This is a genomic window from Vibrio comitans, assembly GCA_024346835.1.
GTDB lineage: Bacteria > Pseudomonadota > Gammaproteobacteria > Enterobacterales > Vibrionaceae > Vibrio > Vibrio comitans.
Map to the genome: position 1 here is coordinate 1,238,674 of AP024867.1, position 23,527 is coordinate 1,262,200.

The 23,527-nt window shown below is 42.2% G+C and carries 26 protein-coding genes and 1 pseudogene; 17 read left to right on the plus strand and 10 right to left on the minus strand.

What is annotated here, in order from left to right; all coding sequences use genetic code 11:
- Positions 1–44 precede the first annotated feature (44 nt).
- The gene (locus tag OCU46_RS18965) at positions 45–1,802 is read right to left on the minus strand and encodes a sodium:solute symporter family transporter (protein ID WP_141271171.1); all 1,758 of its coding nucleotides are present in this window, start codon (positions 1,800–1,802) and stop codon (positions 45–47) included.
- A 691-nt stretch (positions 1,803–2,493) separates the two neighbouring features.
- Between OCU46_RS18965 and OCU46_RS18970 the strand changes: the two genes are divergently transcribed.
- Positions 2,494–3,594 carry an AI-2E family transporter gene (locus OCU46_RS18970; protein WP_141271170.1) on the plus strand — a complete coding sequence of 367 codons (1,101 nt, stop codon included), beginning with the start codon at positions 2,494–2,496 and terminating at the stop codon, positions 3,592–3,594.
- Positions 3,594–4,256 (plus strand): potassium channel family protein, encoded by a 663-nt coding sequence (locus OCU46_RS18975; RefSeq protein ID WP_141271169.1) that lies wholly within the window; start codon positions 3,594–3,596, stop codon positions 4,254–4,256. Before OCU46_RS18970 ends, OCU46_RS18975 begins: the two co-directional genes overlap by 1 nt.
- A gap of 86 nt (positions 4,257–4,342) precedes the next feature.
- Here the strand turns inward: OCU46_RS18975 and OCU46_RS18980 are convergent, their stop codons facing one another.
- Both OCU46_RS18980 and OCU46_RS18985 read right to left on the minus strand, forming a co-directional pair.
- Complete coding sequence (locus OCU46_RS18980; RefSeq protein ID WP_141271168.1) at positions 4,343–4,885, minus strand: YaeQ family protein; 543 nt, start codon at positions 4,883–4,885, stop codon at positions 4,343–4,345.
- Positions 4,886–4,979: 94 nt separating this feature from the next.
- Positions 4,980–5,189, minus strand: coding sequence for a cold-shock protein (locus OCU46_RS18985; protein WP_017029576.1), 210 nt, complete (start codon positions 5,187–5,189; stop codon positions 4,980–4,982).
- 354 nt (positions 5,190–5,543) lie between these two features.
- On the opposite strand from OCU46_RS18985, the gene OCU46_RS18990 reads away from it, so the two are divergent.
- Positions 5,544–5,942: an OsmC family protein gene (locus tag OCU46_RS18990; protein ID WP_141271167.1), complete on the plus strand. Its 399-nt coding sequence runs from the start codon at positions 5,544–5,546 to the stop codon at positions 5,940–5,942.
- Between the two features lie 69 nt (positions 5,943–6,011).
- Here the strand turns inward: OCU46_RS18990 and OCU46_RS18995 are convergent, their stop codons facing one another.
- On the minus strand, positions 6,012–6,314 hold the full coding sequence (locus OCU46_RS18995; protein WP_141271166.1) for a putative hemolysin: 303 nt from the start codon (positions 6,312–6,314) through the stop codon (positions 6,012–6,014).
- Between the two features lie 127 nt (positions 6,315–6,441).
- Here OCU46_RS18995 and OCU46_RS19000 point away from each other — a divergent pair, with 127 nt between their 5' ends.
- On the plus strand, positions 6,442–6,960 hold the full coding sequence (locus OCU46_RS19000; RefSeq protein WP_141271165.1) for an NUDIX hydrolase: 519 nt from the start codon (positions 6,442–6,444) through the stop codon (positions 6,958–6,960).
- Here OCU46_RS19000 and OCU46_RS19005 read toward each other — a convergent pair.
- Together OCU46_RS19005 and OCU46_RS19010 are read right to left on the minus strand one after the other, a co-directional pair.
- On the minus strand, positions 6,952–7,716 hold the full coding sequence (locus OCU46_RS19005) for an ion transporter (RefSeq protein ID WP_141271164.1): 765 nt from the start codon (positions 7,714–7,716) through the stop codon (positions 6,952–6,954). The two genes, OCU46_RS19000 and OCU46_RS19005, sit on opposite strands and share 9 nt — an antisense overlap.
- A 6-nt stretch (positions 7,717–7,722) precedes the next feature.
- Complete coding sequence (locus tag OCU46_RS19010) at positions 7,723–8,043, minus strand: heavy metal-binding domain-containing protein (RefSeq protein ID WP_141271163.1); 321 nt, start codon at positions 8,041–8,043, stop codon at positions 7,723–7,725.
- A gap of 920 nt (positions 8,044–8,963) precedes the next feature.
- On the opposite strand from OCU46_RS19010, the gene OCU46_RS19015 reads away from it, so the two are divergent.
- From OCU46_RS19015 to OCU46_RS19050, 8 genes are all read left to right on the plus strand, one after another.
- On the plus strand, positions 8,964–9,944 hold the full coding sequence (locus OCU46_RS19015) for a hypothetical protein (protein WP_141271162.1): 981 nt from the start codon (positions 8,964–8,966) through the stop codon (positions 9,942–9,944).
- A 62-nt stretch (positions 9,945–10,006) separates the two neighbouring features.
- The gene (locus tag OCU46_RS19020; RefSeq protein ID WP_141271161.1) at positions 10,007–10,381 is read left to right on the plus strand and encodes a hypothetical protein; all 375 of its coding nucleotides are present in this window, start codon (positions 10,007–10,009) and stop codon (positions 10,379–10,381) included.
- Positions 10,350–10,685: a hypothetical protein gene (locus tag OCU46_RS19025; protein ID WP_141271160.1), complete on the plus strand. Its 336-nt coding sequence runs from the start codon at positions 10,350–10,352 to the stop codon at positions 10,683–10,685. Before OCU46_RS19020 ends, OCU46_RS19025 begins: the two co-directional genes overlap by 32 nt.
- Entirely contained in the window at positions 10,685–10,831 is a 147-nt protein-coding gene (locus OCU46_RS19030) for a hypothetical protein (RefSeq protein ID WP_167495366.1), read from the plus strand. The genes OCU46_RS19025 and OCU46_RS19030 overlap by 1 nt, the downstream gene beginning before the upstream one ends.
- A gap of 121 nt (positions 10,832–10,952) precedes the next feature.
- Positions 10,953–11,135: a helix-turn-helix domain-containing protein gene (locus OCU46_RS19035; protein ID WP_141271159.1), complete on the plus strand. Its 183-nt coding sequence runs from the start codon at positions 10,953–10,955 to the stop codon at positions 11,133–11,135.
- A 189-nt stretch (positions 11,136–11,324) separates the two neighbouring features.
- Positions 11,325–12,149, plus strand: a complete 825-nt coding sequence (locus tag OCU46_RS19040; RefSeq protein WP_141271158.1) for a hypothetical protein — start codon at positions 11,325–11,327, stop codon at positions 12,147–12,149.
- 51 nt (positions 12,150–12,200) lie between these two features.
- Positions 12,201–12,569: a hypothetical protein gene (locus tag OCU46_RS19045; protein WP_141271157.1), complete on the plus strand. Its 369-nt coding sequence runs from the start codon at positions 12,201–12,203 to the stop codon at positions 12,567–12,569.
- A gap of 189 nt (positions 12,570–12,758) precedes the next feature.
- On the plus strand, positions 12,759–13,106 hold the full coding sequence (locus OCU46_RS19050) for a hypothetical protein (RefSeq protein WP_141271156.1): 348 nt from the start codon (positions 12,759–12,761) through the stop codon (positions 13,104–13,106).
- Between the two features lie 120 nt (positions 13,107–13,226).
- On the opposite strand, the pseudogene OCU46_RS19055 reads toward OCU46_RS19050, so the two are convergent.
- Positions 13,227–13,471: pseudogene (locus OCU46_RS19055) on the minus strand (heavy metal-binding domain-containing protein).
- Between the two features lie 250 nt (positions 13,472–13,721).
- On the opposite strand from OCU46_RS19055, the gene OCU46_RS19060 reads away from it, so the two are divergent.
- The 3 genes from OCU46_RS19060 to OCU46_RS19070 are packed head-to-tail and all read left to right on the plus strand — an operon-like array spanning position 13,722 to position 17,125.
- Complete coding sequence (locus OCU46_RS19060) at positions 13,722–14,960, plus strand: paraquat-inducible protein A (protein WP_244311396.1); 1,239 nt, start codon at positions 13,722–13,724, stop codon at positions 14,958–14,960.
- Positions 14,961–14,984: 24 nt separating this feature from the next.
- Positions 14,985–16,631, plus strand: coding sequence for an intermembrane transport protein PqiB (gene pqiB / locus OCU46_RS19065; RefSeq protein ID WP_141271154.1), 1,647 nt, complete (start codon positions 14,985–14,987; stop codon positions 16,629–16,631).
- Complete coding sequence (locus OCU46_RS19070; RefSeq protein WP_141271153.1) at positions 16,631–17,125, plus strand: PqiC family protein; 495 nt, start codon at positions 16,631–16,633, stop codon at positions 17,123–17,125. Before pqiB ends, OCU46_RS19070 begins: the two co-directional genes overlap by 1 nt.
- Positions 17,126–17,203: 78 nt before the next feature.
- Here the strand turns inward: OCU46_RS19070 and OCU46_RS19075 are convergent, their stop codons facing one another.
- From OCU46_RS19075 to OCU46_RS19085, 3 genes are all read right to left on the minus strand, one after another.
- Positions 17,204–18,364: an alpha/beta hydrolase gene (locus tag OCU46_RS19075; RefSeq protein ID WP_141271152.1), complete on the minus strand. Its 1,161-nt coding sequence runs from the start codon at positions 18,362–18,364 to the stop codon at positions 17,204–17,206.
- Between the two features lie 117 nt (positions 18,365–18,481).
- Complete coding sequence (ascB, locus tag OCU46_RS19080) at positions 18,482–19,873, minus strand: 6-phospho-beta-glucosidase (RefSeq protein WP_141271151.1); 1,392 nt, start codon at positions 19,871–19,873, stop codon at positions 18,482–18,484.
- Between the two features lie 129 nt (positions 19,874–20,002).
- On the minus strand, positions 20,003–20,917 hold the full coding sequence (locus tag OCU46_RS19085) for a LysR family transcriptional regulator (protein ID WP_141271150.1): 915 nt from the start codon (positions 20,915–20,917) through the stop codon (positions 20,003–20,005).
- Positions 20,918–21,079: 162 nt separating this feature from the next.
- Between OCU46_RS19085 and OCU46_RS19090 the strand changes: the two genes are divergently transcribed.
- Both OCU46_RS19090 and tdh read left to right on the plus strand, forming a co-directional pair.
- Positions 21,080–22,276, plus strand: a complete 1,197-nt coding sequence (locus OCU46_RS19090; protein WP_141271149.1) for a glycine C-acetyltransferase — start codon at positions 21,080–21,082, stop codon at positions 22,274–22,276.
- Positions 22,276–23,307: an L-threonine 3-dehydrogenase gene (gene tdh / locus OCU46_RS19095; RefSeq protein WP_141271148.1), complete on the plus strand. Its 1,032-nt coding sequence runs from the start codon at positions 22,276–22,278 to the stop codon at positions 23,305–23,307. The genes OCU46_RS19090 and tdh overlap by 1 nt, the downstream gene beginning before the upstream one ends.
- Positions 23,308–23,527: the final 220 nt, after the last annotated feature.

The following is a 23,527-nucleotide window of genomic DNA, read 5'->3' on the forward strand; positions in this document are numbered from 1 at the left end:
CCTAGCCTTGCGACTAGGGTTGTGAGCGTCTTAGACGAAGAATATTAAGACTGAGAAGCTAACTTTTGATGTCCTTTGTTAGCAGCGGTTACCAACAGCACACCGACAATCAGTACTAGTGAACCACACAGTAAGAACAACATACGGCCCATAGGCTCGTTGGGAATAAGCGCCATTGCAAGGATACCGAAACCAGCGACACAGATTAAATTACCTAGCATGCTGCGTTGTTTAGTATCAAGGTTTTGTTGCTCTTCAGATTCTGCAACCACCGGAGTGTTCCAGTTTTCAAACAGTTGAGCGACTTGCTCTTCGCGTTCCGCGCTGCGGCATTTTTTACCTCGATAAGCGTAAGCGATAGTGAGGAAGAAACCACCAGTAAAGACGACGTGTGCAGCCAGGCTCAAGGTCACCTTCAAATCAGCCCATTCACGTACCGTCAATGCTTGCTCCATATTAAGCATATTCTCAATATGATGTGCTTCTAGCGAAATACCAAAAATAAACGAAACTATGCCACCAACGATTAGTGTTGCCCATGCAGACCAATCTGGCGTGTTACGAATCATCATTCCCAACAAAATCGGGATAAGCATTGGGAAGCCAATCAGCGCACCTACATTAAGCACGATGTCGAATAGGCTCAGATCACGAAGGGAATTAATAAAGAGGCCAATTCCAATAATAATAAAGCTCATTAGTACCGTGGTTAATTTACTAACCAACATCAACTCTTTTTCAGATGCCTTTGGTCTAAGGATTGGATTGTAGAAGTTAATCACGAAGATGCCTGCATTACGGTTTAAACCAGAATCCATTGAAGACATGGTCGCCGCGAACATTGCCGACATAAGCAAACCAACCATTCCAGCAGGCATTAGCTTTTGTACAAAGGCTAGATAGGCAGCATCACTTCCTACGTCGTAACTTGATGCAAAATCAGGCATAAATGCAGCTACATACCAAGGAGGTAGGAACCAAATTACTGGGCCGATTAGCATCAGAGCACATGCTAAGCCCGCAGCCTTACGGGCGTTGTGGCTATCTTTAGCACATAAGTAGCGGTAGGCGTTTATGCTGTTATTCATGACTCCAAATTGCTTGATGAAGATAAAGACAACCCAAAGTATGAAAATACTCATGTAGTTGAGGTTATTGCCGACAAAGAATTCACCTTCAAAGTTTGAGACAATATTACCGATCCCACCACCGTAGAAGTAAGCTGCAATCGCACAGGTAATGGTTACCGCCATAATGACCAGCATTTGCATAAAGTCTGAGGCGACAACAGCCCAAGAACCACCAGTCACTGCCATAAGCATCAGTACGATACCGGTTACAACAATGGTTGCTTCCATTGGAATATTGAACACAGCAGCAACAAAGATCGCCAGACCATTTAGCCAAATGCCTGATGAAATCATGCTATCAGGTAAGCCTGCCCAGGTAAAAAACTGCTCGGAAGTCTTGCCAAATCGAATCCGCACTGCATCAATGGCTGTTACAACACGCAACTGTCTGAACTTTGGGGCAAAGTAAAGGTAGTTGCAGAAATAGCCAAAAGCATTGGCTAAGAAGAGTATGACCACCACAAAGCCATCTTCAAATGCACGACCTGCGGCACCCGTAAATGTCCAGGCGGAGAACTGAGTCATGAATGCTGTTGCACCCACCATCCACCATAGCATCTTGCCACCACCACGGAAGTAATCACTCGTTGAAGTCGTGAATTTTCGGAACATCCACCCTATTGCTATTAAGAATAAAAAATAAGCAAGAACTACGATTGTATCAATAGTCACAATTAACACCTCTGTGTATCAGTTACATTCGACAGCAAAGGCTACGCTTCAGTTTGGTGCTTTAATACTACAAAATAAACGTATCGTGACTATTAACACGCAATTATTTAACTTGTTGTTTTTAAAGGGTATATGGCGTTAATTTAGGTGTTGATGCTGTAAATTTAGGTTAATTTATCTTGATTGGTATAGTTATTTATATTTTTGCTTTACTAGGCGTTTGCTAACGGTGTTTTGCTATTATCAGCGGCACAGATAAAGCAAGGCCAACAGTTATAATAAGAAGGGGGAGCAGTTATTCAGGACGGGATAATAAAAGCGCTTGGGCTGTTACAGTTGCCTTGTAGTGCAAAGTTAAAAGTCACAAGCATGTCTGTAGTTTGGTAATGCTTCACTATCAAAGGGACAATCGATAATCTATTAGTAAAAGTGCTGTTACTCCAACTATCTATGTTCACTCTTGTTGTACTGTAGTGGGCAATGCGCTTCTATCTCTTGCTCGTTTTTGTCTTAGCTATGCTGTGATTGATGCTGTTAATTATTCTGGCTCATTATTTACTCAGAATTCATTTGTTGTATATATGTTGCGGTTGTTTTTCTTGTTTGATGCAAAAAAGATGAAGGGTTATGTCTGCGTAACCTGTAGAATCATCTAAACTACCTTTAGTAGATTGTATTACAAGGACTTTTCATGAACTCTTCACAAGATTTTTCTAGGCAAGCAATAGATGCTTTTATCAAAATAATCATCGTCGGTATGCTTCTTTTTTGGTGTGCGCAAATTTTAAAGCCTTTTGCTTTGTTGGTTATTTGGGGCGCAATTATTGCGACGGCACTATTTCCTTTAGTTAAGGGAGTCCAGAATAAAACCGGCTTATCTCAAGGTAAAGCCAGTTGGTTATTATCTTTAACGGGTGTGCTCTTATTAGTTGTTCCCGCTTATCTTATTGGTGATAGCTTATTTAGTAGCGCTGGTGATGTGTATCAGCAAATTCAAGAGGGTACCTTAGAGCTTAGACCGCCATCGGAAAGTATTAAGTCATGGCCATTAGTCGGTGAGAAGCTTTATTCTACCTTGCTAAGCTTTTCATCAAACCTCGCTAACGCAATGCTAGAGCATTCCGATCAGGTTAAAAGCGTTCTGGGTTCAGTAGCGTCGGCAATTGGTAGTGTTGGTGGTAGTGTATTGCAGTTTGTGATTTCACTATTAATCGCGGGCATCTTTATGAGTAATGCTCAAGCCTGTGAGAAGTCTTTTCAGCAAATTTCGGTGCGTCTAGCAGGTGAGTATGGTGCTCAATTTACCAAATTGTCAGTAGCGACTGTACGCAGTGTTGTGCAAGGTGTTATCGGCGTCGCGGTGACTCAGTCAATCATGGCGGGTATCGGTCTTTATTTCGCGGATATTCCTTTTGCCGGTCTATGGATGCTAGCTGTATTGATCGTTGCCATTATCCAACTTCCGCCAATCTTGGCTTTAATTCCCGCCTTAATCTTTGCTTGGACGACTGATTCAACGTTAGTGGCCGGTGTATTTACCGTTTGGTGTGTGCTAGTTAGTGCTAGTGATGCAGTGCTCAAGCCTATGCTAATGGGGCGCGGTACTGATATCCCTATGCTCGTTATTCTTTTGGGCGCAATCGGTGGTATGGCGATGTCAGGTATAGTCGGACTGTTTGTAGGTGCAGTTGTACTTGCAGTTACTCATAGATTGTTTGTAGCTTGGTTAGCTCAATCTGAGGTGGATATTGAGCAACTAGAAGTAGAACCAGTGGAAGAAGAGAGTAAGTAATGGCGAAGATGTCCGAGCGCGATAACTTTTTACACTTGTTTGTCGCTTTGATTGTACTGTTATTTGGCTGTGCAATTCTCGAACAGTTTTTCGAGACAGGGCAGGGAATTGTTTTAATAGGCCTACTCTTTTGTATGTCGGCATCGACTCTTGGGATTGAGAAAAAGAAATCAGGAGTTCGAGGCTGGTTTGGCTTTTTGATTGTGCTTGTATTGCTGTCTTCTCTTGCCTCTATTCTTGAAGCAGCAAATCTCGCGGTCGTTTCACTGTCTGCCTTGATCTTATTTATAGGCCAGTACTTAAAGCATGCGACGAAATTAGTATTAACTGCTCCAAAAATAGATAAAAATCAGATTGTTGGCTCAATTTGCATCTATTTGATGATGGGGCTGTGGTTTGCGTTTGTACAGCTACTCCTATTAGAGATCCTTAAAGGGGGCTTTAATGGAATCGATCATGGACCTTGGTTAGATAACTTATCTAGAATGATCTATTTCAGCTTTATTACTATGACTTCTGTCGGGTATGGCGTTATAGCGCCTACCGAGCCGTTGACTCGCTTTGTAGCGTATTTTGAGGCTATCGCAGGTGTATTTTACTTGGCAATCCTGGTATCAAGCCTAGTGAGTGCTGGTTTAACTCAGGTGGCTGAAAAGAAATAGTGACCAATACTTGAAGGTGTAAGGGCCTGCAAACGCATTGCGATTGCAGGCCCTTTTTATATTTATCAGGCTAGTGCTTTAAAGAGTTAAGATTTAACCTGAAGTTCTGTGATCGTGATTTCGGTGTTTACATCGCCAAGTGTGGCAAACATGCTGTTACCTGAGATCATCAGACTCAAATCATTGGTTCGCTCAAGTCCCGCCACTAACTCTTCAATAGGAGCAAAGTCGAACTGAGTAATGCTGGCATCATATTCGCGAAGAACATTTTGATTTTTGTTAAACCACACATCAGATTTATTTTCATTAAAGGTATAAAAGTGGGTTTGCTTTGACTTACGAGCCGCTTTTTTAACTCTATCAGCTGAAGGTTCGCCAACCTCTATCCAAGTTAAAATGTCGCCAATATCTGACAGTTCCCAAATATCAGGCTCTTCTTGCTCAGACAATCCTTTGGTAAAGGTTAGGTTTGGGGTGTTATTGAGACAAAACGCAAAGATTCTAACCAGCATTCGCACTTCGTTCTCAGAAGGGTGCTTAGCTACAGTGAGGTTAATATCATCAAATTGATTGCGATTAGTGTCGGCAAGATTTACGCGAAACTTATAAATAGTGGGTTTGAGCGCCAAAGTGGGAATTCCAGAAAATAGGATTTAGGCGTTAGATTATATAGAGTTGAGAGGAGAAAAGTAAGCCAGTGAAGCACTGGCTTACTTGGCGCAATTATACAGCGCGAATTTGTTCTGCTTGTGGGCCTTTTTGACCTGTAGTAACAACAAATTCTACTTTTTGGCCTTCAGCAAGAGTGCGGAAACCGTCGCCTTGGATAGCAGAGAAGTGAGCGAATACGTCTGGACCGTTTTCTTGTTGAATAAAACCGAAACCTTTAGTTTCGTTGAACCATTTTACGGTACCAGTAACTGTGTTTGACATTGTCAATTTTCCTTTGCGATATAACTAAACTTGGTCAAATCCGACCATACTAAGTGCTTGAAAACAGATTGCATTGACCGATGGTGAATACAACGGTGACGAGTCTCCAGCTGTATTGCACAACTTCAAAAACAAAACTTTCTCTTGCTTGAATCAGTGTATCGAGGCAAGTCTATAAGTCAATGATATCAATAGCATAGTTGTCCCTACATTGTTCAAAATTGTTAGGTATATTCAAGTTTTTCATACTGAAACTTAAACTTGCATGACATGTCATGACATCGTCATGATTTCGATTGTTGAGTTCGAACTATGAGTGTGTAAAATGAGGCGAAATTAAAAGAGGATTTGATCATGCAAGCAACCGTATCTTGGGTAGATAATTTTAAGTTTATCGGTGAGTCTCAATCTGGCCATTCAGTCGTTTTAGATGGTAGTGGTGGCAAAACAGCACCAAGCCCAATGGAAATGGTATTGATCGCAGCTGGCGGTTGTAGTTCTGTAGACGTAGTAGATGGTCTAAAAAGTGCAGAGCAAAAGGTAACGGGCTGCGTAGCAAAATTAAGTAGCACTCGTCGCGACGAAGCGCCTAAGTTTTTCACTAGCATTAACATTCATTTTGAAGTGTCTGGAGAAGATCTTGACTCCGAGGTGGTTGCTAAAGTTGCGAAAGACTCTTTAGAAAAGTACTGCTCTGTATGCCTGATGCTAGATAAGGGTGTTGAAATGACGCACTCTTGGGAAATTGTTTAAACGCATAAATTAAAAAATGCCCCGTTAATGTAAATTAGCGGGGCATTTTTATAACTGAAAATAGAGAAATTAATTTGAGGCTTTTCTCATTTCGTCTTCACTTTTCTTTTGATTCTCGGGACGTTCATCTTCATGGTTCATGTAGTAGTACTCCCAGATCTCATGCTTCTCTTCATCAGAGATCTCACAGTAAGTAACTCGTTTACCTTCCTCTGAGGCACGCACGATCTCATGGTCTTGCTGTACACAGTACATGGACGCTTTACTTGTAATTGGATCCCAGTCCTCTACCGTGTATTCGTCTGGTTCGCTTGCACAACCTGCTAGCAACACAGCGCCACTCATTGCAGATAAAAGAAGGATTTTCTTCATTATTGGCTCCAAAGAACTATTTGTTTTGACTTATCTTTTTCAGTGTACGAGATATCCTAATTAATTCAATAGTTAACCTCTGGTTACATGTTAAAATATCGGGAAATTCAATTTAGCCGTTATTTACATGCGCCATTTAAAAACCACTATACATCCCGATTTAAGCGAACTCGACCAAAAGACCATCATACAACGCCGAGCTACCAGAGCGATTGCACTCATGGGCGATCAAATTCTGTTGTTATACACTGAGCGCTATCATGACTATTCACTACCCGGCGGTGGTATTGATGAGGGAGAGGATGTAATTGCAGGGCTAGTACGTGAACTCGAAGAAGAAACAGGCGCGCAAAATATTCGAAATATTAAACCATTTGGCATATTTGAAGAGTTTCGCCCCTGGTATAAAGACGATGCAGATGTCATGCACATGCATTCCTACTGCTACACCTGCCACGTTGACCCCGAGTTAGGTACGCCTAACTTTGAAGACTATGAGATCAAAAATGGTATGCAGGCAAAGTGGGTTAATATCCATGAGGCTATCGCTCACAATGAACATACCATAGCCAATAGTGCGAAGAAGGGTTTGAGCATTGAACGAGAAACCTTCTTACTGCACCTTATCGCTAAAGAACTAGTGTGACTTTTGATCCTTGATGAGCTCTTTTAGCTCATCAATCTTCATATGAAGGGCTTTAATTTCTGCTTTAACGGCCGTGCGCTCAGTGTTATCCGCTTGCTCTGTCTCGGTCATAAACCAGTTGGCAACTAAACCGGTGAAGGTACCAAATAGCCCCACACCTGCAGTCATTAAAATAGCCGCGACTAATCTGCCTTGTGTTGTCACAGGGTAGAAATCACCATAGCCAACAGTGGTAATGGTGACAAATGACCACCAAAGAGCGTCTCCTGCAGAATGAATGTTGGAGCCTTCCAATCCTTTTTCAAACTGTAGAATCCCGATAGCACCAAAGATGACCACCAATACCGAGACACTTGCTACTATTGAGAAGGTGCCAGAACGCCTGTTTCGAAAGAGATAGTACAAGATGAGTTTGGTAGAGCGCACCGCTTTTAGAATTCGCAAGAATCGAACTAAATGAACAAAGCGCCCGTAACGCAGGGAATCCACTAGAGGAATACTCGAAAGCAGATCGATCCAACCCCATTTCATGTATTGCAGTTTATTGGGGGCACGGTAAAAACGTTGAAAGAAGTCCACCAAGAACACCATGCACACCATGGTATCTATCATGGCTAATAATTCAGAGGTGTCTGAATCTAGGGTAAAGGCATTCTCCACAAATAGGGCAATGAGCACGTACACCGATAGGATTAAGGTAACGAATTGCAGTGGCCCTAATTCGTGTTTAGCGTCGTGTCTTTCTGAACTTGGCATAGTGTATTAGCCGATGGTGACGGCAGTGCCACTCGCGCTGACCATTAACATTCCGTTGTCTTTACCAAGCACTTCGTAGTCAATATCGATACCAATCACAGCATTGGCACCTATTTCATGGGCTTTATCTTCCAGCTCTTGCACCGCAATGGTGCGAGCACGTTCGAGTTCTTTCTCATAAGTCCCAGAACGACCACCGACCATGTCACGAATGCCAGCGAACATATCCTTGAATAAGTTAGCCCCTAAGATAGCTTCACCGGCAATAACGCCGTGGTAGCTGAGGACGCGTTTGCCTTCAACGGTTTGTGTTGTGGTCATTAGCATAATTGATTCCTTCGGGGTATTAATTGCTCTCTGAGTGTAGCAGTGAAGTTGAGTCCATTGTTTTACTACGAGTTGTTAATCTTATCAATAACTTAAATTAATGGTTTCAATATCGAAGTCTTTAAGACTATCTATAATCGACATGGAAAGTCCTTTTAAAATTAAGAATAGAAGTATTCTTGACGTTTAAAGAAAGAGTTCTGAATAGCCATGTCGATTATATCTTGTCACGAGTGTGGTATTCGGAGTGAAGTTGAAAACTTTTAAGCAGGGGAGTCGGCTCGAAGTCACAGCCATCTTTTAACATTCAAGGGATTACTCAACAGAGTGGTCTGTATCAAGCAGCAAAAGAGCTGGCTAATTTAAACAATGATGCATTGAACTCATTGTTGATTGGCGTTCTAGTGAGCTCGATTTAGATATCCGCAAGGGTGGAGTTAGCAATGGGCGGATCTTTTGGGGCGTTTGTTACTTTTGCATATTTGATGGCAAAGAGCATTATGACGACCGATCTTTATTGGGTATGGCAATCAACCTTAGGGATAAACCACTCATCTGAGCTTTAGAAAACTACCCCTGAAACCTCACAGTTACCTTACCCCCATATAAAGATTATTTCCTGACAATATTTCTGCGTAGACGCTTTTACTGTCTCATCTGGAAACAAGTCCAGCATTAACACGGGTAGCGACTAAAAGTCACCCACCTCCCCGGGTATCCATACCTATCTACTTAAGTACCCTACCAATCCTTTAGATATGTTTTGAAAGTTTTTATTGCATACTTAGTACGAATATATATAATGCGCTTCATTCCAAAGAAGGAAACTACTGAGGTATTGAGTAGCAGCTCAACGTTCTTTGAAAACTGAATGGAGCATTACGGGAAATCTTTAAATCCAGATAATGAGAGAGTCAATCTTGAAATACATATTAACCCTAATGGCACTTGTACTTGTAGGCTGTGGTGGTGGATCATCAGACACACCTGACCCAATCGAACCACCTAAAGAAGAATACCCAGCTCCACCTAAGTACTGTGAAGACTTAGATAACTGTGACATCTTCGTTATCCCATTACCGCCTGAAGATATTGCTATTGATCCAATCGATGTAGTTATCGATCCAATCACTGACTTACCTGAAGGTAATGACCCTATCTTTATCGTTGATCCAATCATCGATATTGGTTTACCTAAAGATGAAACATATTGGGAAGTTAACGAGACCTCTGATTCATGGAAATCTACACACATTCGTGCATGTCTGACCCATGGTTCTAGTGAGATGGATTACGCAAAATGTAACGTTGCACCATTCAATCTGCCTGATGGTAAGTTCGATCTGTTGAACGTTACTGACCTACATATTGATCAGTATTTCGACATTGACTTTGATACAGGTGAAACATACATGAAGTCACAGAATGTAACCTTGAGAGAGGGTGCTATGACTGTTAATGGTTACTCATACGCAATGGATGAGCTACGTACATCATTTGGTACAGATGATCGTGGTAACCCATACTTCAGTCAATCAGCATCAACAATGGCTTATAAGAATGCAGTTCATGGTGATGAGTTCTACTACTTGGATATGCAGTATCTAACTAATATGTCTGCATCATTCGATGGCCAGTACATAACTATATTCATCAACCAATCAAGATCAGTGTACGGGAACCAAGTAATGCGTGACCAACAACTAGTTAACGCTACTTGTTACGTCATGAAGGGCTGGGTTGGTGACACCATTCACTGTAACGACTATGCAGACAACAGCAGTGGTAGAGACTTCTATATCCCTGTGCATGAACTAGAAGCATGGTTAACCTATGACGCAGACATGGTAACTACCGACCTAGTAACACACTTAGTTGATACATACATCCTTCCTAACTAACACCAATGGGTGAGTCCTTGTGGCTCACTCACTCAACCTAATTAGAGACAGGAATCAAATAAATGAAATATGTAATTCTATTAGCACTACTAACATTCAACGCAACTGCAGTTGAAGTACCTCACACATTTAAAGATGGTCAACGTACCTCTGCTGAGCAAATGAACCAGAGCTTCCAAGCATTGGAAGAAAGTGTTAATCGTCTGGAAGTTGCTGCTGACGAAAGCGGTTATGACCACATCTACGGGAACTACGAAACCAATGAGTTCCAGGGTGACTTTATTGCACACATTAGTGAGTATCCTAGTGACATCACTACTACATACTACACGGTTAAGGAAGTGAAAATCCCTAACTGTGGTACATACCGTATGCCTGTACGTCACGATAGAGTGGAGTTCAAGGATGATTACATGCTACGTTCAGGTGAGTCTTGATCTTGTAGAGAATAACCATTTCACTGCAACAGGTGTGACAGGCGAACTACCGTTAAACTTTAGTTCTAATAACTACATGTCTTTCGGTAAATCATACAATCTCTATAACGATCCTAACGAGACTATCTACGCCTCTCAGTATATGCGTTACAAAGTAACCGTACACTTCCCTGAGTGTGGTGTATCTCGTACCAGCGAGTTCCAAGTTAATCTATCAACTAACCCTAACTGGAATGACAGCATAGTTGAACTGACACTAGAAGACATTGAATCATTCATCAGCTCTTACTCTAAGGTCAACTAATGAAATACATCACAGCTGTCTTACTATCCCTCATGCTTATTGGCTGTGGTGGTAGTGACAATGAACAACCTCAACCGACTCCAAGTGAACCACACAAAGAGGATGTATTCTTCGGTGAGTCATCTTGGGGTGAAGGTACTTGGTAAACAAATAAGGAAGGGTCTTCGGACTCATCCACCTCTTGTACTTAGATAGTCTCTTACGCTCATTGAGCAAATATCAGAAATGAACCATAAAACCAGTACACACAACAGGTAGATCGAGCTAATGAGATTAGATGAAATGAACAACAAAGTAGTAGAGTTATTCTTTACCGATAGTAAGAACAAGAGAAGATTAGATATCATTTCTGGACTACTTGAAGGTAAGACTCCAATAGAACTAGCAGAGCAATATGGTGTTAGTAGGCAAGCAGTAACAGACATCAGGAAGAAGTATTTAAGCAACTAACCACCTTAGAATACAAGACATCATCATTCATGTTTGACCAAGGCGTAGCATACGCATGGCGTACAGCTTTACAAGTAACAGAACTAAAGCGTGACATGGATAGACGCAACGTAACATTCAACTGTAAATAACAACCTATGGGAGTCTACGGACTCCTTTTTAGTGCCCAAATCAAAGAGAGAATAAACCATGAAATACTTAGTAATCCTAATAACATTAATCCTTGTCGGCTGTGGTTCTGGTGGTGGTAGCAGTGAACAACCTAAACCACAAACAGGTGAAATCACATATGCATGGAATACAGGACTTAACCCTAACACTGTATTTGCAGTAGGTGATAAGACTCAAACCTACTACGAAACAACACCTCTAACAGTTGAATCAGGTAACACAGCTTTTACCGTTTACAACAGTGGAAGTAACCATGTTCATTGTGAGGGTGTTGTTAATGTACGAGTTGATGATCCTGTCACCATTAAGTGCAATGGGAATAACCCATCAACAGGGTTTACCGCTACATATGAGAGTGATGAACCAGTAACATCATGGACTGATGTATTTGAGAATGATGATTATATTCAGTGGGAGAAACTAATTGATGGTGAATTTGCTGAAGAAACAAGTTCATTGATTACGGATGAAATGACCTTAGAGATTGCTCACAAGGTTAGGCACTACAAGTTAAACAATGCAGTAGAGCTGAATACAAAGAATATCCGAATGGTTACTACTGTTTCAGAAAACCGATATATGGCATTCCAGAAGTTTGAAGATCGTGATGAAGAATATATTTCTGTGTTAATAGAGGGGAATGAAATCAACATCAATTACAAACCTGTAGAGGGTGGAATAGTATTCTGTCACTCATATGATTATATCAATGAGAATGGTGTTACGTGCATGAACAGTGATCGCTTCATTGATGTTGAGGTAATCAACAATCTACGTACTGCATTTGAGTTGAGAGAGGATTCATTCTTTACAACCGATTGGTTATATCAACTAACAAAGTAATCAACAATATGAAGCCTTAGAGCTTCCCTTTTAATAGAGACAATTGAACCAATGAATAATTACATTTTAAACAACTGTAGAAACTACAACTATTACGCACAGTATGGTGTAAAGAAGATTGCCTATGACTACACCTTAGGTAAGTCAATTAACACATTGATAGCTGACATTGTTAAGGGTGACACAATCACAGTATTAAGTTACTCAGTAGATGGTAAGAGAGTAAAGGCACTTACTTACTCAGTGTTAGATAAGGGTGTTCTTAATGGTCGTGATGATAATGCTGAGTATGGGGTTATCTTTGGTGACCTAATGAAGTCTGATGTTATCCCCAAGGTTAAAGCATCAAACCAGTATCCAGAAATGTTTGATAAGAATGGTAACTTCAAGCAAGGCGTTAATGTTAAAGTAACAGCGTAAACCGATAGGATTTGAAACAATGAACAACAAAGCATTAGAGCTATTCTTTACCGATAGTAAGCACAAGAGAACGTTAGATATCATCACTGGACTATTAGAAGGTAAGACTCCAATAGAGTTATCAAAGTAGCATGGTATTACTCGTAGAGCAGCAACAGACGTTAGAACCAAGTATATAGGTAACGAATAATGAGACTTTTAATTCTATTAACCCTGTTATGTTCATCTATGGTTCAAGCAAATATATTGGTTACTTGTGATGATAGGGGAGAGGGTTATTACTCTCAGTGGTATATCAAAGATGGTTACATCAAAGTGTCTGACCGTAGGGAATGGTTTGAATCAAGTAAAGTAACCAAGATGCAAGTTTCTGATGAGTCTTTAATTGTGTCTTGGAGGATTGGAACAACAGACTACGGTTTGAACTTCAATCATAAGTCTTCAAATTACCACTATATGAATGTTTGGTGGTATGGGGGAATGATGCGATCAGCAACTACAACAAAACTACAGGGTTGTACTTGGACTAAACTTTAAGATAACCACCTTCGGGTGGTTTTTTATACCTGTAATATGTGAGGGTATAAGGAAGGGTATTTATAGAACTAATGTGAATAGGTCTGTGGGTAAGTAGGATTATTATATTCACATACTCCACTATGGGACTTTAGTTCTGACCATTAACATACCGTTGTCTTTACCAAGCACTTCGTAGTCAATATCGATACCAATTACGCCATTGGCACCTATTTCATGGGCGTTATCTTCCTATTCCTGCATAGCAATGGTACGAGCACTCTCGAGTTCTTTCTCATAAGTACCAAGATAGCCTCACCGGCAATAACGCCGTGGTAACTGAGGACGCGTTTGCCTTCAACAGTTTGTGTTGTGGTCATTAGCATAATTGATTCCTTGAGTTGTTAATCTTATCAATAACTTAAATTAATGGTTTCAATATCGAAGTCTTTAAGTACCTTTAGCTATCGCAAAGACCTCTATTAATGATTTAGCATTAGTAGAATCTATAACCTATACCGATTAAAAGTTGTTGATTATCAGTAAATAAGGCTATCTTTAATCGATGTGGAATGCGTTTTGAACAACCAAGAATAAAAGTAATATTAACGTTTAGGAAAGGAGTCCTGAATAGTCGTGTCGATTATATCGTGTCACGAGTGTGGAATTGCGAGTGATGTTGATAGCCTAAAGGCAGGAGAACAGGCTCGATGCCCTCGTTGTCATTGCCACTTGTTGGGCGCAGATAGAGATCCTGTACAGGGACCTATTTGTTATGCGTTAGCTAGCCTAATCGCGTTTATAGCGAGCCTTGCTTATCCCTTTATGTCTTTCAGCATTCAAGGGCTTTCACAACAGATTAGTCTTTATCAAGCGGCGGAAGTCCTGGCAAATTTTAACAACAATACTCTTAGTGTATTGCTGATATTCTCTGTATTAGTCCTCCCTGCTATTTATCTGGTTTGCCTCCTCTATCTATATAGTTGTATATCAAACACAGTTCTAAAAAATCGCACTCAAAATCTACAAAAACGAATTTTGAAGATACTGTCGCGCATTAAGCCTTGGTTGATGGTGGACGTGTTTTTGATCGGGGTTTTGGTGAGTTTAGTGAAGATTGCCGCTTTGGCGGACGTATCGATGGGAATTTCATTTTGGGCATTCGCCATCTTTACTTGTCTAATGGTTAAGACAGTTTCAACCGCAGATCTCTATTGGGTTTGGCAGCAACTGTTTCCGGTCAGTGCAGACGATAACGATAAGATAAGTGGTCAGTGCTTCCAAGATAATACTCATCTAGCGTGTCATGTTTGTGGCTTAGTACATACCTATTCGGAACACACACATGATTGCAATCGTTGCTCAGCAAAGCTACACCGATTTGAACCAGGACAGAACTTACAGGTGGTTTGGGCGCTGTTGTTCGCCTCGGTGGTTTTTTATCTCCCCGCTAACCTTTATCCGATGATGTATACATCTTCACTGGGAAACAGCCAAGGTTCGACTATTTTAGGTGGAGTGATTGAGTTGTGGGAGTTAGGGGATTATCCAGTCGCTTTGGTTATTCTGTTTGCCAGTATCATGATTCCCATCGCTAAGATGATATCTCTGTCTTACCTCTATTGGCATGCACAAAGAGTTCATAGTATGCCTGTCGCGGAATCTTATCGTTTTCTTAAATTGTATCGAATTACTGAGTTCATTGGTCGTTGGTCGATGATTGATATTTTTGTGGTTGCCATCTTAGTCGCATTGGTTCAAATAGACGGATTGATGGCGATCTATCCTGGCCCGGCAGCACTGTATTTTGCTGCAGTAGTCATATTTACAATGCTGTCGGCGATGACCTTCGATTCGCGGATGATGTGGCGCTAATTAATGATGGTGGAAAAGTAATCCATGGATAAAAGTAGTCGTTCTCACGCAAACATTAGCCAAAGAAAAGGGATTTCCCCGGTGTGGATAATCCCGTTAATCGCTTTTGCTATGGGAATGTGGATGTTATTCCAGTATGTAAATAGTCGAGGGCCAGAGGTAACCTTAATGCTGCCCGATGCAGCAGGTATAGAGGCGGGAAAAACCGCGATAAAAGCCCGAAACGTGAAAGTAGGGACTATTACAGAAATAGAGCTTAGTGAGAACTATGAGTACATCGTTGCAAAAGCTCAAATGGATAAACAAGCGGCTCGTATGCTTAGAGAAGACTCGCTGTTTTGGGTTGTAGAACCTCATATCGGCGCGGATGGAATATCGGGTTTGGATACGTTACTTTCAGGATCCTATATCGAACTGAAGCCAGGGCGTTCTGATAAGCAAGAGAGAAAGTTTAAAGTCTTAGAACTGCCACCAGTCGCTGGCCCCGATGCAAAGGGGATACGCGTCATACTTACCCACAATGAGGCGAATAAATTGGGCATAGGTGAGCCAGTATTGCATCATGGGTTTACTGTAGGGCGAGTAGAAAAGACCAGCTACAACTATGAAAAACAAACTGCTGAATACCAACTATTCATCTTTGCACCTTATGACAGCTTAGTGTTTGAACATTCGCAGTTTTGGCTCGATTCTGGTGTAGAAGTAAAACTGGATACCAGTGGTATTGATCTTAAAGTGGGATCGCTTGAAACCATTTTGACTGGAGGGGTCAGCTTTGATGTGCCAGAGAATATACAGCCTGGTTCTCAAGTGACGACAAGCCTGCAACAATTTGAGCTCTTTAATGACTACAACAGTGTCTTAGAAAACAAATATTCAGAGTATCTTCATTACGCACTACTGTTTAGTGAGTCTGTCCGTGGCCTAGAAACAGGCGCTCCAGTAGAGTATCGAGGTATAAGAATAGGTACCGTTGAAACTGTCCCATTAGCTGTTCCAATGCAAGATGACGGCACATTGAGTAATCGTATACCCGTATTGATTCGCATAGAAATAGAGCGCGTTTCTGAGGTTCTTCGAGAAACCACAATAGACGAATTTAAGCAAAGATTGGAATATCAGGTTCAACGAGGGTTACGGGGAGCATTAAGAGTGGGGAACTTGCTCACTGGTGCTCTGTACATAGATGTGGATTTTTATGAAAAACCAGATCCGGTAGAAATAGTGCGATTTGCAGGATATGAGACATTTCCAGTGATATCGGGTGGATTTTCTGAAATACAAAAGCAAGCCGTGGAATTTTTGCACAGGGTTAATAATCTTCCTTTGGAAGAAACGGTAACAAGCCTGAATAAAACCTTACATTCAGCTCAAGTAACGCTGAACTCCGCAAGCAAAGTCGCCAATGATATTGACGTGCTCTTATCTGATAACCAAACAAAGCAACTACCTGGTCAACTAAATCAAAGCTTAGAACAGTTGCAAACGACTTTAGAGGGTTTTGATGTCAATTCCCAGATGTACCAACAATTACAAAGCGCTATTTCTGAAGTTGAACAAGTCATGCAACAGTTAAAACCGATACTGCAAGAAGTCAACGAAAAACCGAATGCGTTGGTGTTTGGGGATGACTCCAAACCTGACCCTGTTCCAGTAAGAGGAAACCAATAATGAAAAAGTGGTCAATATTGATTTTTGCTCTCTTCGTCGGCTGTACTAGCAGCGAGTCAATCGAAACAAAGACATATTTATTGCCGCGGGTTGAGTCAGACCATATGCTCGAGTTTGATAGGGTAAGTGTCAAAATGCCCAGCTATTTAGAAGGGCCCGGAATCGTTTATAGGCTGTCAGAAACAGAGGTAGAGGTAGCAAGCCATAACGTTTGGGCTGAAAATGTAAGAAATATGCTCATCAATCAATTGCAGCAGTATCGAATGCCAGACGTAAATGGGCCCCCTAATTTGAGCGTTCACTTTGAGCGTTTTAACGGATCGTACACAGGAAATGCTGAGCTAAAAGGGGACTGGAAGTTAGGAGTTCACAGCGGTGACTTTGATATTAAGCAACCTTTAGATGATGAAGGTTACGATGCGTTGGTACAGGCTCTAAACCAAGGGTTGGACTCGTTGATGCAGGATATTTATTCGAAGGTGAAAACGCCGTAGGCTGGAAACAGTTAGCTTGTTCGAATTCTAAAGCTCAGTCTATTCGCCCGAACGCAAAATGACGACAGACAAGTAAAACTAGTGAACGGAAAGCACTTCTTCCATTCTAGCTAGACTTTCGTCAAAGTAAGGGTTGTAAGTGAGGCGAGCATGTATCTTTCCTGTCTCTACATACCCGTAAGAAGAGTACCAAACCTCGGCGCCTGCTAGGCATTGAGCCTCTAGTTCTGCTCCCTGACCATTGTTGCAAAGACGATTCTTACCATTTACGCCATACTCTGGGTTGTTGGGAGAAAATAGCCCACCCATATGAGAACCCTCACTGATTTTTAGTTCAGGTAACTTCATGTTGTAGGCAACAGTTCGCTCTTTAAGTGGAGGGTTATTGCCTAGCCAAACTAATTGAGAACTAGGGTGACTAAAACGAGTGGCAAATTGATCTACTGCGAAGTCTTTATCGACTACGGTATCGCCCTCGCTAATAAGCATGAACACAGGTTTATTGTAGCTGGGAGTGGATGCTAGTTTCTGTTGTACTCTCTGCGTGGTTTCGTAATAACTCGCGGCGGCGGTCATAGGGAGTGAATCATAGCGCAGGTAATTGGTTTCTGGATCTTGGTCTGCCCATTCCATTACGTATTGCGCATACTTAGCCATTGGTAGTAATTCAGAACTGCCATTAAAGGCAGGAGAATAGAGAATAAGCCCTTTGATGCTGTCGTCGGTCAGGGCGTAGCTAGTGACTAGATTCGCTCCGGTTGAATAGCCACCAAGCCAAACCTGATCAGATTGTTGCTGCAATAACTTTATCTGGTGTTCAACACTCTCTTGCCAGATGTCAGCTGTGACTAATTTTAAATCGCCCACTTTAGACCCGTGACCTGGGAGCAACATGGTTCTGACCAAATAGCCTTTGTCGCTTAAATGAGTGGCAATATCATTAAAAGAGTAAGGCGAGTCGCCTAATCCATGCACTAGAAGAATAGCCTCTCCATTGCTCTGTTGCGGCTGGTATTCTTGGGGAGAGTTTAAGGCTATTTCTAGTTCTTGGTTATCGGTGAGAAAGTTTCGCTCTGCTTTCATCCAGTTTTGAGTCTCTACTACGTACTGCTCAAAGCTCGCTTGAGCGTATGGGCTCAACGCCTCAGCCTGTTGGAAATGATAGGGCTCTTCGTGACTCGTACAACTACTCGTCAGGAATAAGATAAAGGCTGGAAGTAGGGTTTTCATTTTTCTCATAAATCTAAATACGCAACAAACTCAACTAAATAGCAATTAACAGAAATAGAAGTTAACAGAAACAGCGACAACAAGGTTTGCCCTTGCATGTCTAGTGTTATGCAAGGGAGATTCACTTTATGGTTTAAGTGTCGCGCCTCGACTGGCTATCACATCTTTATACCAATAAAAGCTTTTCTTTTTCGTGCGGGCAAGAGTACCTTCGCCATTATTATCTCTGTCTACATAAATATAACCGTAGCGCTTACTCATCTCTGCGGTTGAGTTGGCGACTAAGTCGATAGGTCCCCAAGAGGTAAAGCCCATAAGTTCAACACCATCCAGTATCGCTTCATAGGCTTGAATCAAATGGTCATTCAGGTAAGAGATTCGATAGTCATCAATGATCTCACCCTCTAAGGTAGGAGTATCTATAGCCCCAAGACCATTTTCCACAATAAACAACGGCTTTTGATATCTATCGTAAAGCAGGTTTAGAAGAATACGTAATCCCTTAGGGTCAATGAGCCAGCCCCATTCGCTTTTTTTAAGGTGAGGATTCGGCACACTATCGACGATATTGCCGACTTCTTTTTGCATAGGGTCTGCAGAGGCGCAACCACTGGCGTAATAACTAAAGGAGATGAAGTCGACACTAGCAGAGGAAATGATATCGAGATCGTCTGCCTGCATCTTTATCTCAATGCTGTTTTCTCTAAAGTAACGAAGCATGTAGCCGGGGTACTTGCCACGAGTTTGTACGTCTCCGAAGAATAGCCACTGATTATTTTCCTGCATGGCGGCAATCACATCATCTGGATTACAGGTATAGGGATAATTGATCGCACCTAAAAGCATGTTACCTATTTGCGCATCTGGAATAATCTCATGACACAGATTTACAGCTTTTGCGTTTGCGACTAGTTGATGATGGATTGCTTGATAAATCTCTTGTTTAGACGCTTCCTCTTGAAGACCCACACCGGTAAATGGCGCGTGCAGTGACATGTTGATCTCATTGAAGGTCAGCCATAGCTTCACTTTAGAGCCAAAGCGCTCGAAAACCGTGCGAGCATACTTCTCAAAGAATGCGATGACACGACGATCGCTCCAACCGTTGTACTTTTCCACCAAATGGTAAGGCATTTCATAGTGTGACAATGTCACAAATGGAGTCATGTTGTGTTTGCCTAACTCGTCAAAAAGTCGGTCATAATAGGCGAGACCTTCTTCGCTTGGCTCTACATCGTCACCGTTTGGGAAAATACGTGTCCATGCGATGGATAAACGCAGGCAGGTAAAGCCCATTTCTTTAAAGAGGCTGATATCTTCTGGATAGCGGTTGTAAAAGTCGATCGCAAGATCTTTGATTCCAGGCTCTCGCTCTTCTCTTGTTTGATGAGGGCTAAGAATGCCATTGGGCAGCATGTCCGCAGTAGATAGGCCTTTGCCATCTTCTAAGTAAGACCCTTCTACTTGGTTAGCAGCAATGGCGCCGCCCCACAGAAAATGCTCGGGAAACTGAATCATGATGTGCTCCAATGAGTATGGTTACTGTAATTTTAGCTGTAGATAGTCAATCGTATTCGAATATAGCCTTTATTTGCTCTGTTCATATCAAAAGATTCTAATCCTTTGATCTCATTGCAAATTAATTGATTATTTGTTCGCAAGTGCCTGGCTGATAAAATCGATAAACAGGCGAAGGCGCTCTGGCATGTATTTGGTTTGCGCATATTGCATCAACACGTTGCCATGGTGGTTACTGGTAAGAGTCCAGTCCTCTAGCACTTGTACCACTTCTCCTGTTGCTACGGCGTTGGCAACAACAAAATCATGAAACAGTCCAATGCCTAAATGGCTTTTCACCCCTTCAAATCTTAGATTAGCTTGGTTCACTGCATAGCGACCAGATACGGTAACTGACTGAGATTTATCGTCTTTATGGAAGGTCCAAACGTTGTCGTGTTCGGTTTCGGCTAAATAGAGACAGTTGTGTTCTAACAGTTCGTTGGGCTGTTTTGGCGTGCCATGTTTCATCAAGTAGGGCTTAGAAGCGCACAGAATCAAGTGAGTCTCGCCCAGTTCTTTTAGCACTAAGTGTTCGTCCGGCTGCTCTGACAACCTAAAGGCAACATCGATACCTTGTTTTTGAATATCTACCGCTCCGTCAATCGCTCGTGCCTTTATCTGAATATCGGGATACTTCTTTAAAAAATCGATGATTAACGGCTGTAATACAACGCTGAGAAATGCTTCTGGGGCTGAGACTAAAAGGCTTCCCCGGGCTTGAGAGTGGCTATTTGTAGAAAGCTCAATCGCTTGTTCGGCAGCCTTAAGCATCTGAATCGCTTGTTCGTAGACCTTTTGGCCTTCTTCTGTAATGCGGAAATTGCGAGTGGTACGTTCAATCAGCTTAACTGTCAGTGCGCTTTCAAGCCGAGTTATCGTTTTGGACACGGCGGAAGGAGTCATCGCTAAGCTATTGGCTGCATTAGTAAAATTACCTTGCTGAACCACTAGGGTATAGGTAGCAAGGTCGGGCAAAAGAGCGACGAGTTGATTGGTTTTCATTATATGTGCCTAGGATTCACAAATGATTTTCCGTAGATGGCATTATACTCCCAAGATCTTTGAACTAGAATCTCTTTACACTGTAAATCAGGAAAAGATTTTGTTCCGAGCAAGCTTGTTAGCTTGCTTGGCATTCCCCCTTAATGAAAGGATCAAAGAATCATGTCTTCTGCGTTTTATAACCAAATCCAACAACAAATCGAAGATGTAAAAACCGAAGGTTTGTACAAGTCTGAGCGCGTTATTACTTCTCAACAACAAGCGTCTGTGTCTATTTCGACTGGTGAAGATGTACTTAACTTCTGTGCAAACAACTACTTAGGTTTGGCTAACCACCCAGAGCTAATCAAAGCAGCTCAGCAAGGTATGGATAAATACGGTTTTGGTATGGCGTCTGTACGCTTTATTTGTGGTACTCAAGACATCCACAAACAATTAGAAGACAAGCTATCTGCTTTCCTTGGTATGGAAGATACCATTCTTTACACTTCTTGCTTTGATGCAAACACAGGCCTGTTTGAAACAATCCTAGGTAAAGAAGATGCGATTATCTCAGATGCATTGAACCACGCGTCTATCATTGATGGCGTTCGTCTGTGTAAAGCAATGCGTTTCCGCTATTCAAACAACAACATGCAAGAGCTAGAGCAGCAACTTATTGCAGCTAAAGAAGCGGGTGCGCGTAATACTCTGATTGTTACCGACGGCGTGTTCTCTATGGACGGTGTGGTAGCAAATCTTCCTGCTATTTGTGACCTTGCAGACAAGTATGAAGCACTAGTGATGGTTGATGACTCTCACGCTGTTGGCTTTATGGGTGAAACCGGCGCAGGTACACACGATTACCACAATGTAATGGATCGTATCGATATTATTACCGGTACTCTAGGTAAGGCTATGGGCGGTGCATCAGGCGGCTACACTTCAGGTAAGAAAGAAGTGATTGACTGGCTTCGTCAGCGTTCACGTCCATATCTGTTCTCAAACTCAGTTGCGCCAGCGATTGTTTCGGCTTCTCTACGTGTTCTAGATCTTCTTCAAGAAAGTGGCGATCTTCGCAGCCATCTTTGGGATAACGCAGCGCATTTCCGTGCTCGTATGGAAGGTGCTGGCTTCACTATGGGTGGCGCTGACCACGCTATCATTCCAATTATGTTGGGTGATGCAAAGGTTGCTGCTGAATTTGCTGAGCGCGCGCTAGCAAAAGGCATTTACGTTATTGGCTTCTCTTTCCCTGTCGTACCGAAAGGCCAAGCTCGTATTCGTACGCAAATGTCTGCGGCGCATACTCGTAAACAACTAGACCGCGCTATTGATGCATTCATCGAAGTAGGTCGTGACATGGGATTGATCAAATAATGAAGATTAAAGCGCTTTCTAAACTCAAGCCTGAACAAGGTATTTGGATGAATGAAGTCGATATGCCAGAAATGGGGCATAACGACCTTCTCATCAAGATCAAGAAAACGGCTATCTGCGGTACTGATGTACACATCTACAATTGGGATGAGTGGTCACAAAACACTATCCCTGTTCCTATGGTTGTAGGTCACGAATACGTGGGTGAAGTTGTTGCAATTGGCCAAGAAGTACGTGGCTTTGAAGTAGGTGACCGCGTTTCTGGCGAAGGTCACATTACTTGTGGTCATTGTCGTAACTGCCGTGGTGGACGTACGCATCTATGTCGTAACACGATTGGTGTGGGTGTTAACCGCACAGGCTCTTTCTCTGAGTATCTTGTGATCCCAGCGTTCAACGCATTTAAGATCCCAGAAGGCATCTCGGATGAGCTGGCGTCAATCTTTGACCCGTTTGGTAATGCGGTACACACAGCGCTGTCTTTCGATCTAGTAGGTGAAGACGTACTGATCACAGGTGCTGGACCAATCGGCATCATGGCGGCCGCTGTTGCTAAGCACGTAGGTGCCCGTCACGTTGTCATTACTGATGTAAACGAATACCGTCTGGATCTTGCTCGTCAAATGGGTGTAACTCGCGCCGTTAACGTTGCACACGAAGATCTTAAAGATGTAATGGCTGAACTGGGCATGACCGAGGGCTTCGATGTCGGTCTTGAAATGTCAGGCGTTCAAGCAGCATTTAGCACTATGTTAGAAACGATGAACCATGGTGGTCGTTTAGCGCTACTGGGTATTCCACCATCAGACATGGGTATCGACTGGAACCAGGTGATCTTTAAAGGCTTGGTTATCAAGGGTATCTATGGCCGAGAGATGTTTGAAACTTGGTACAAAATGGCTTCATTGATTCAATCTGGCCTAGATCTATCGCCAATCATTACTCACCACTACAAGGTTGACGACTTCCAGGAAGGCTTTGACGTTATGCGTAGCGGTCAGTCTGGTAAGGTTATCCTTGACTGGGAGTAGGCTGTTTTAGCACTCTAGAACAGTGTTTCAAATGACCCTCATTTTAAAGCCCTAAGTTATTCTTAGGGCTTTTTCGCATTATTTTGTCAAACATGGTTTTCACGCCTAGCGATACCTCTAGCCTTAATGTAAACATATCGTCATTGAAGAGTCACAAAGGCGAGTTAGACTTCGCCTTTTCCCGAATTACATAGAGTAATGGGCCCACGAGTAATATAGA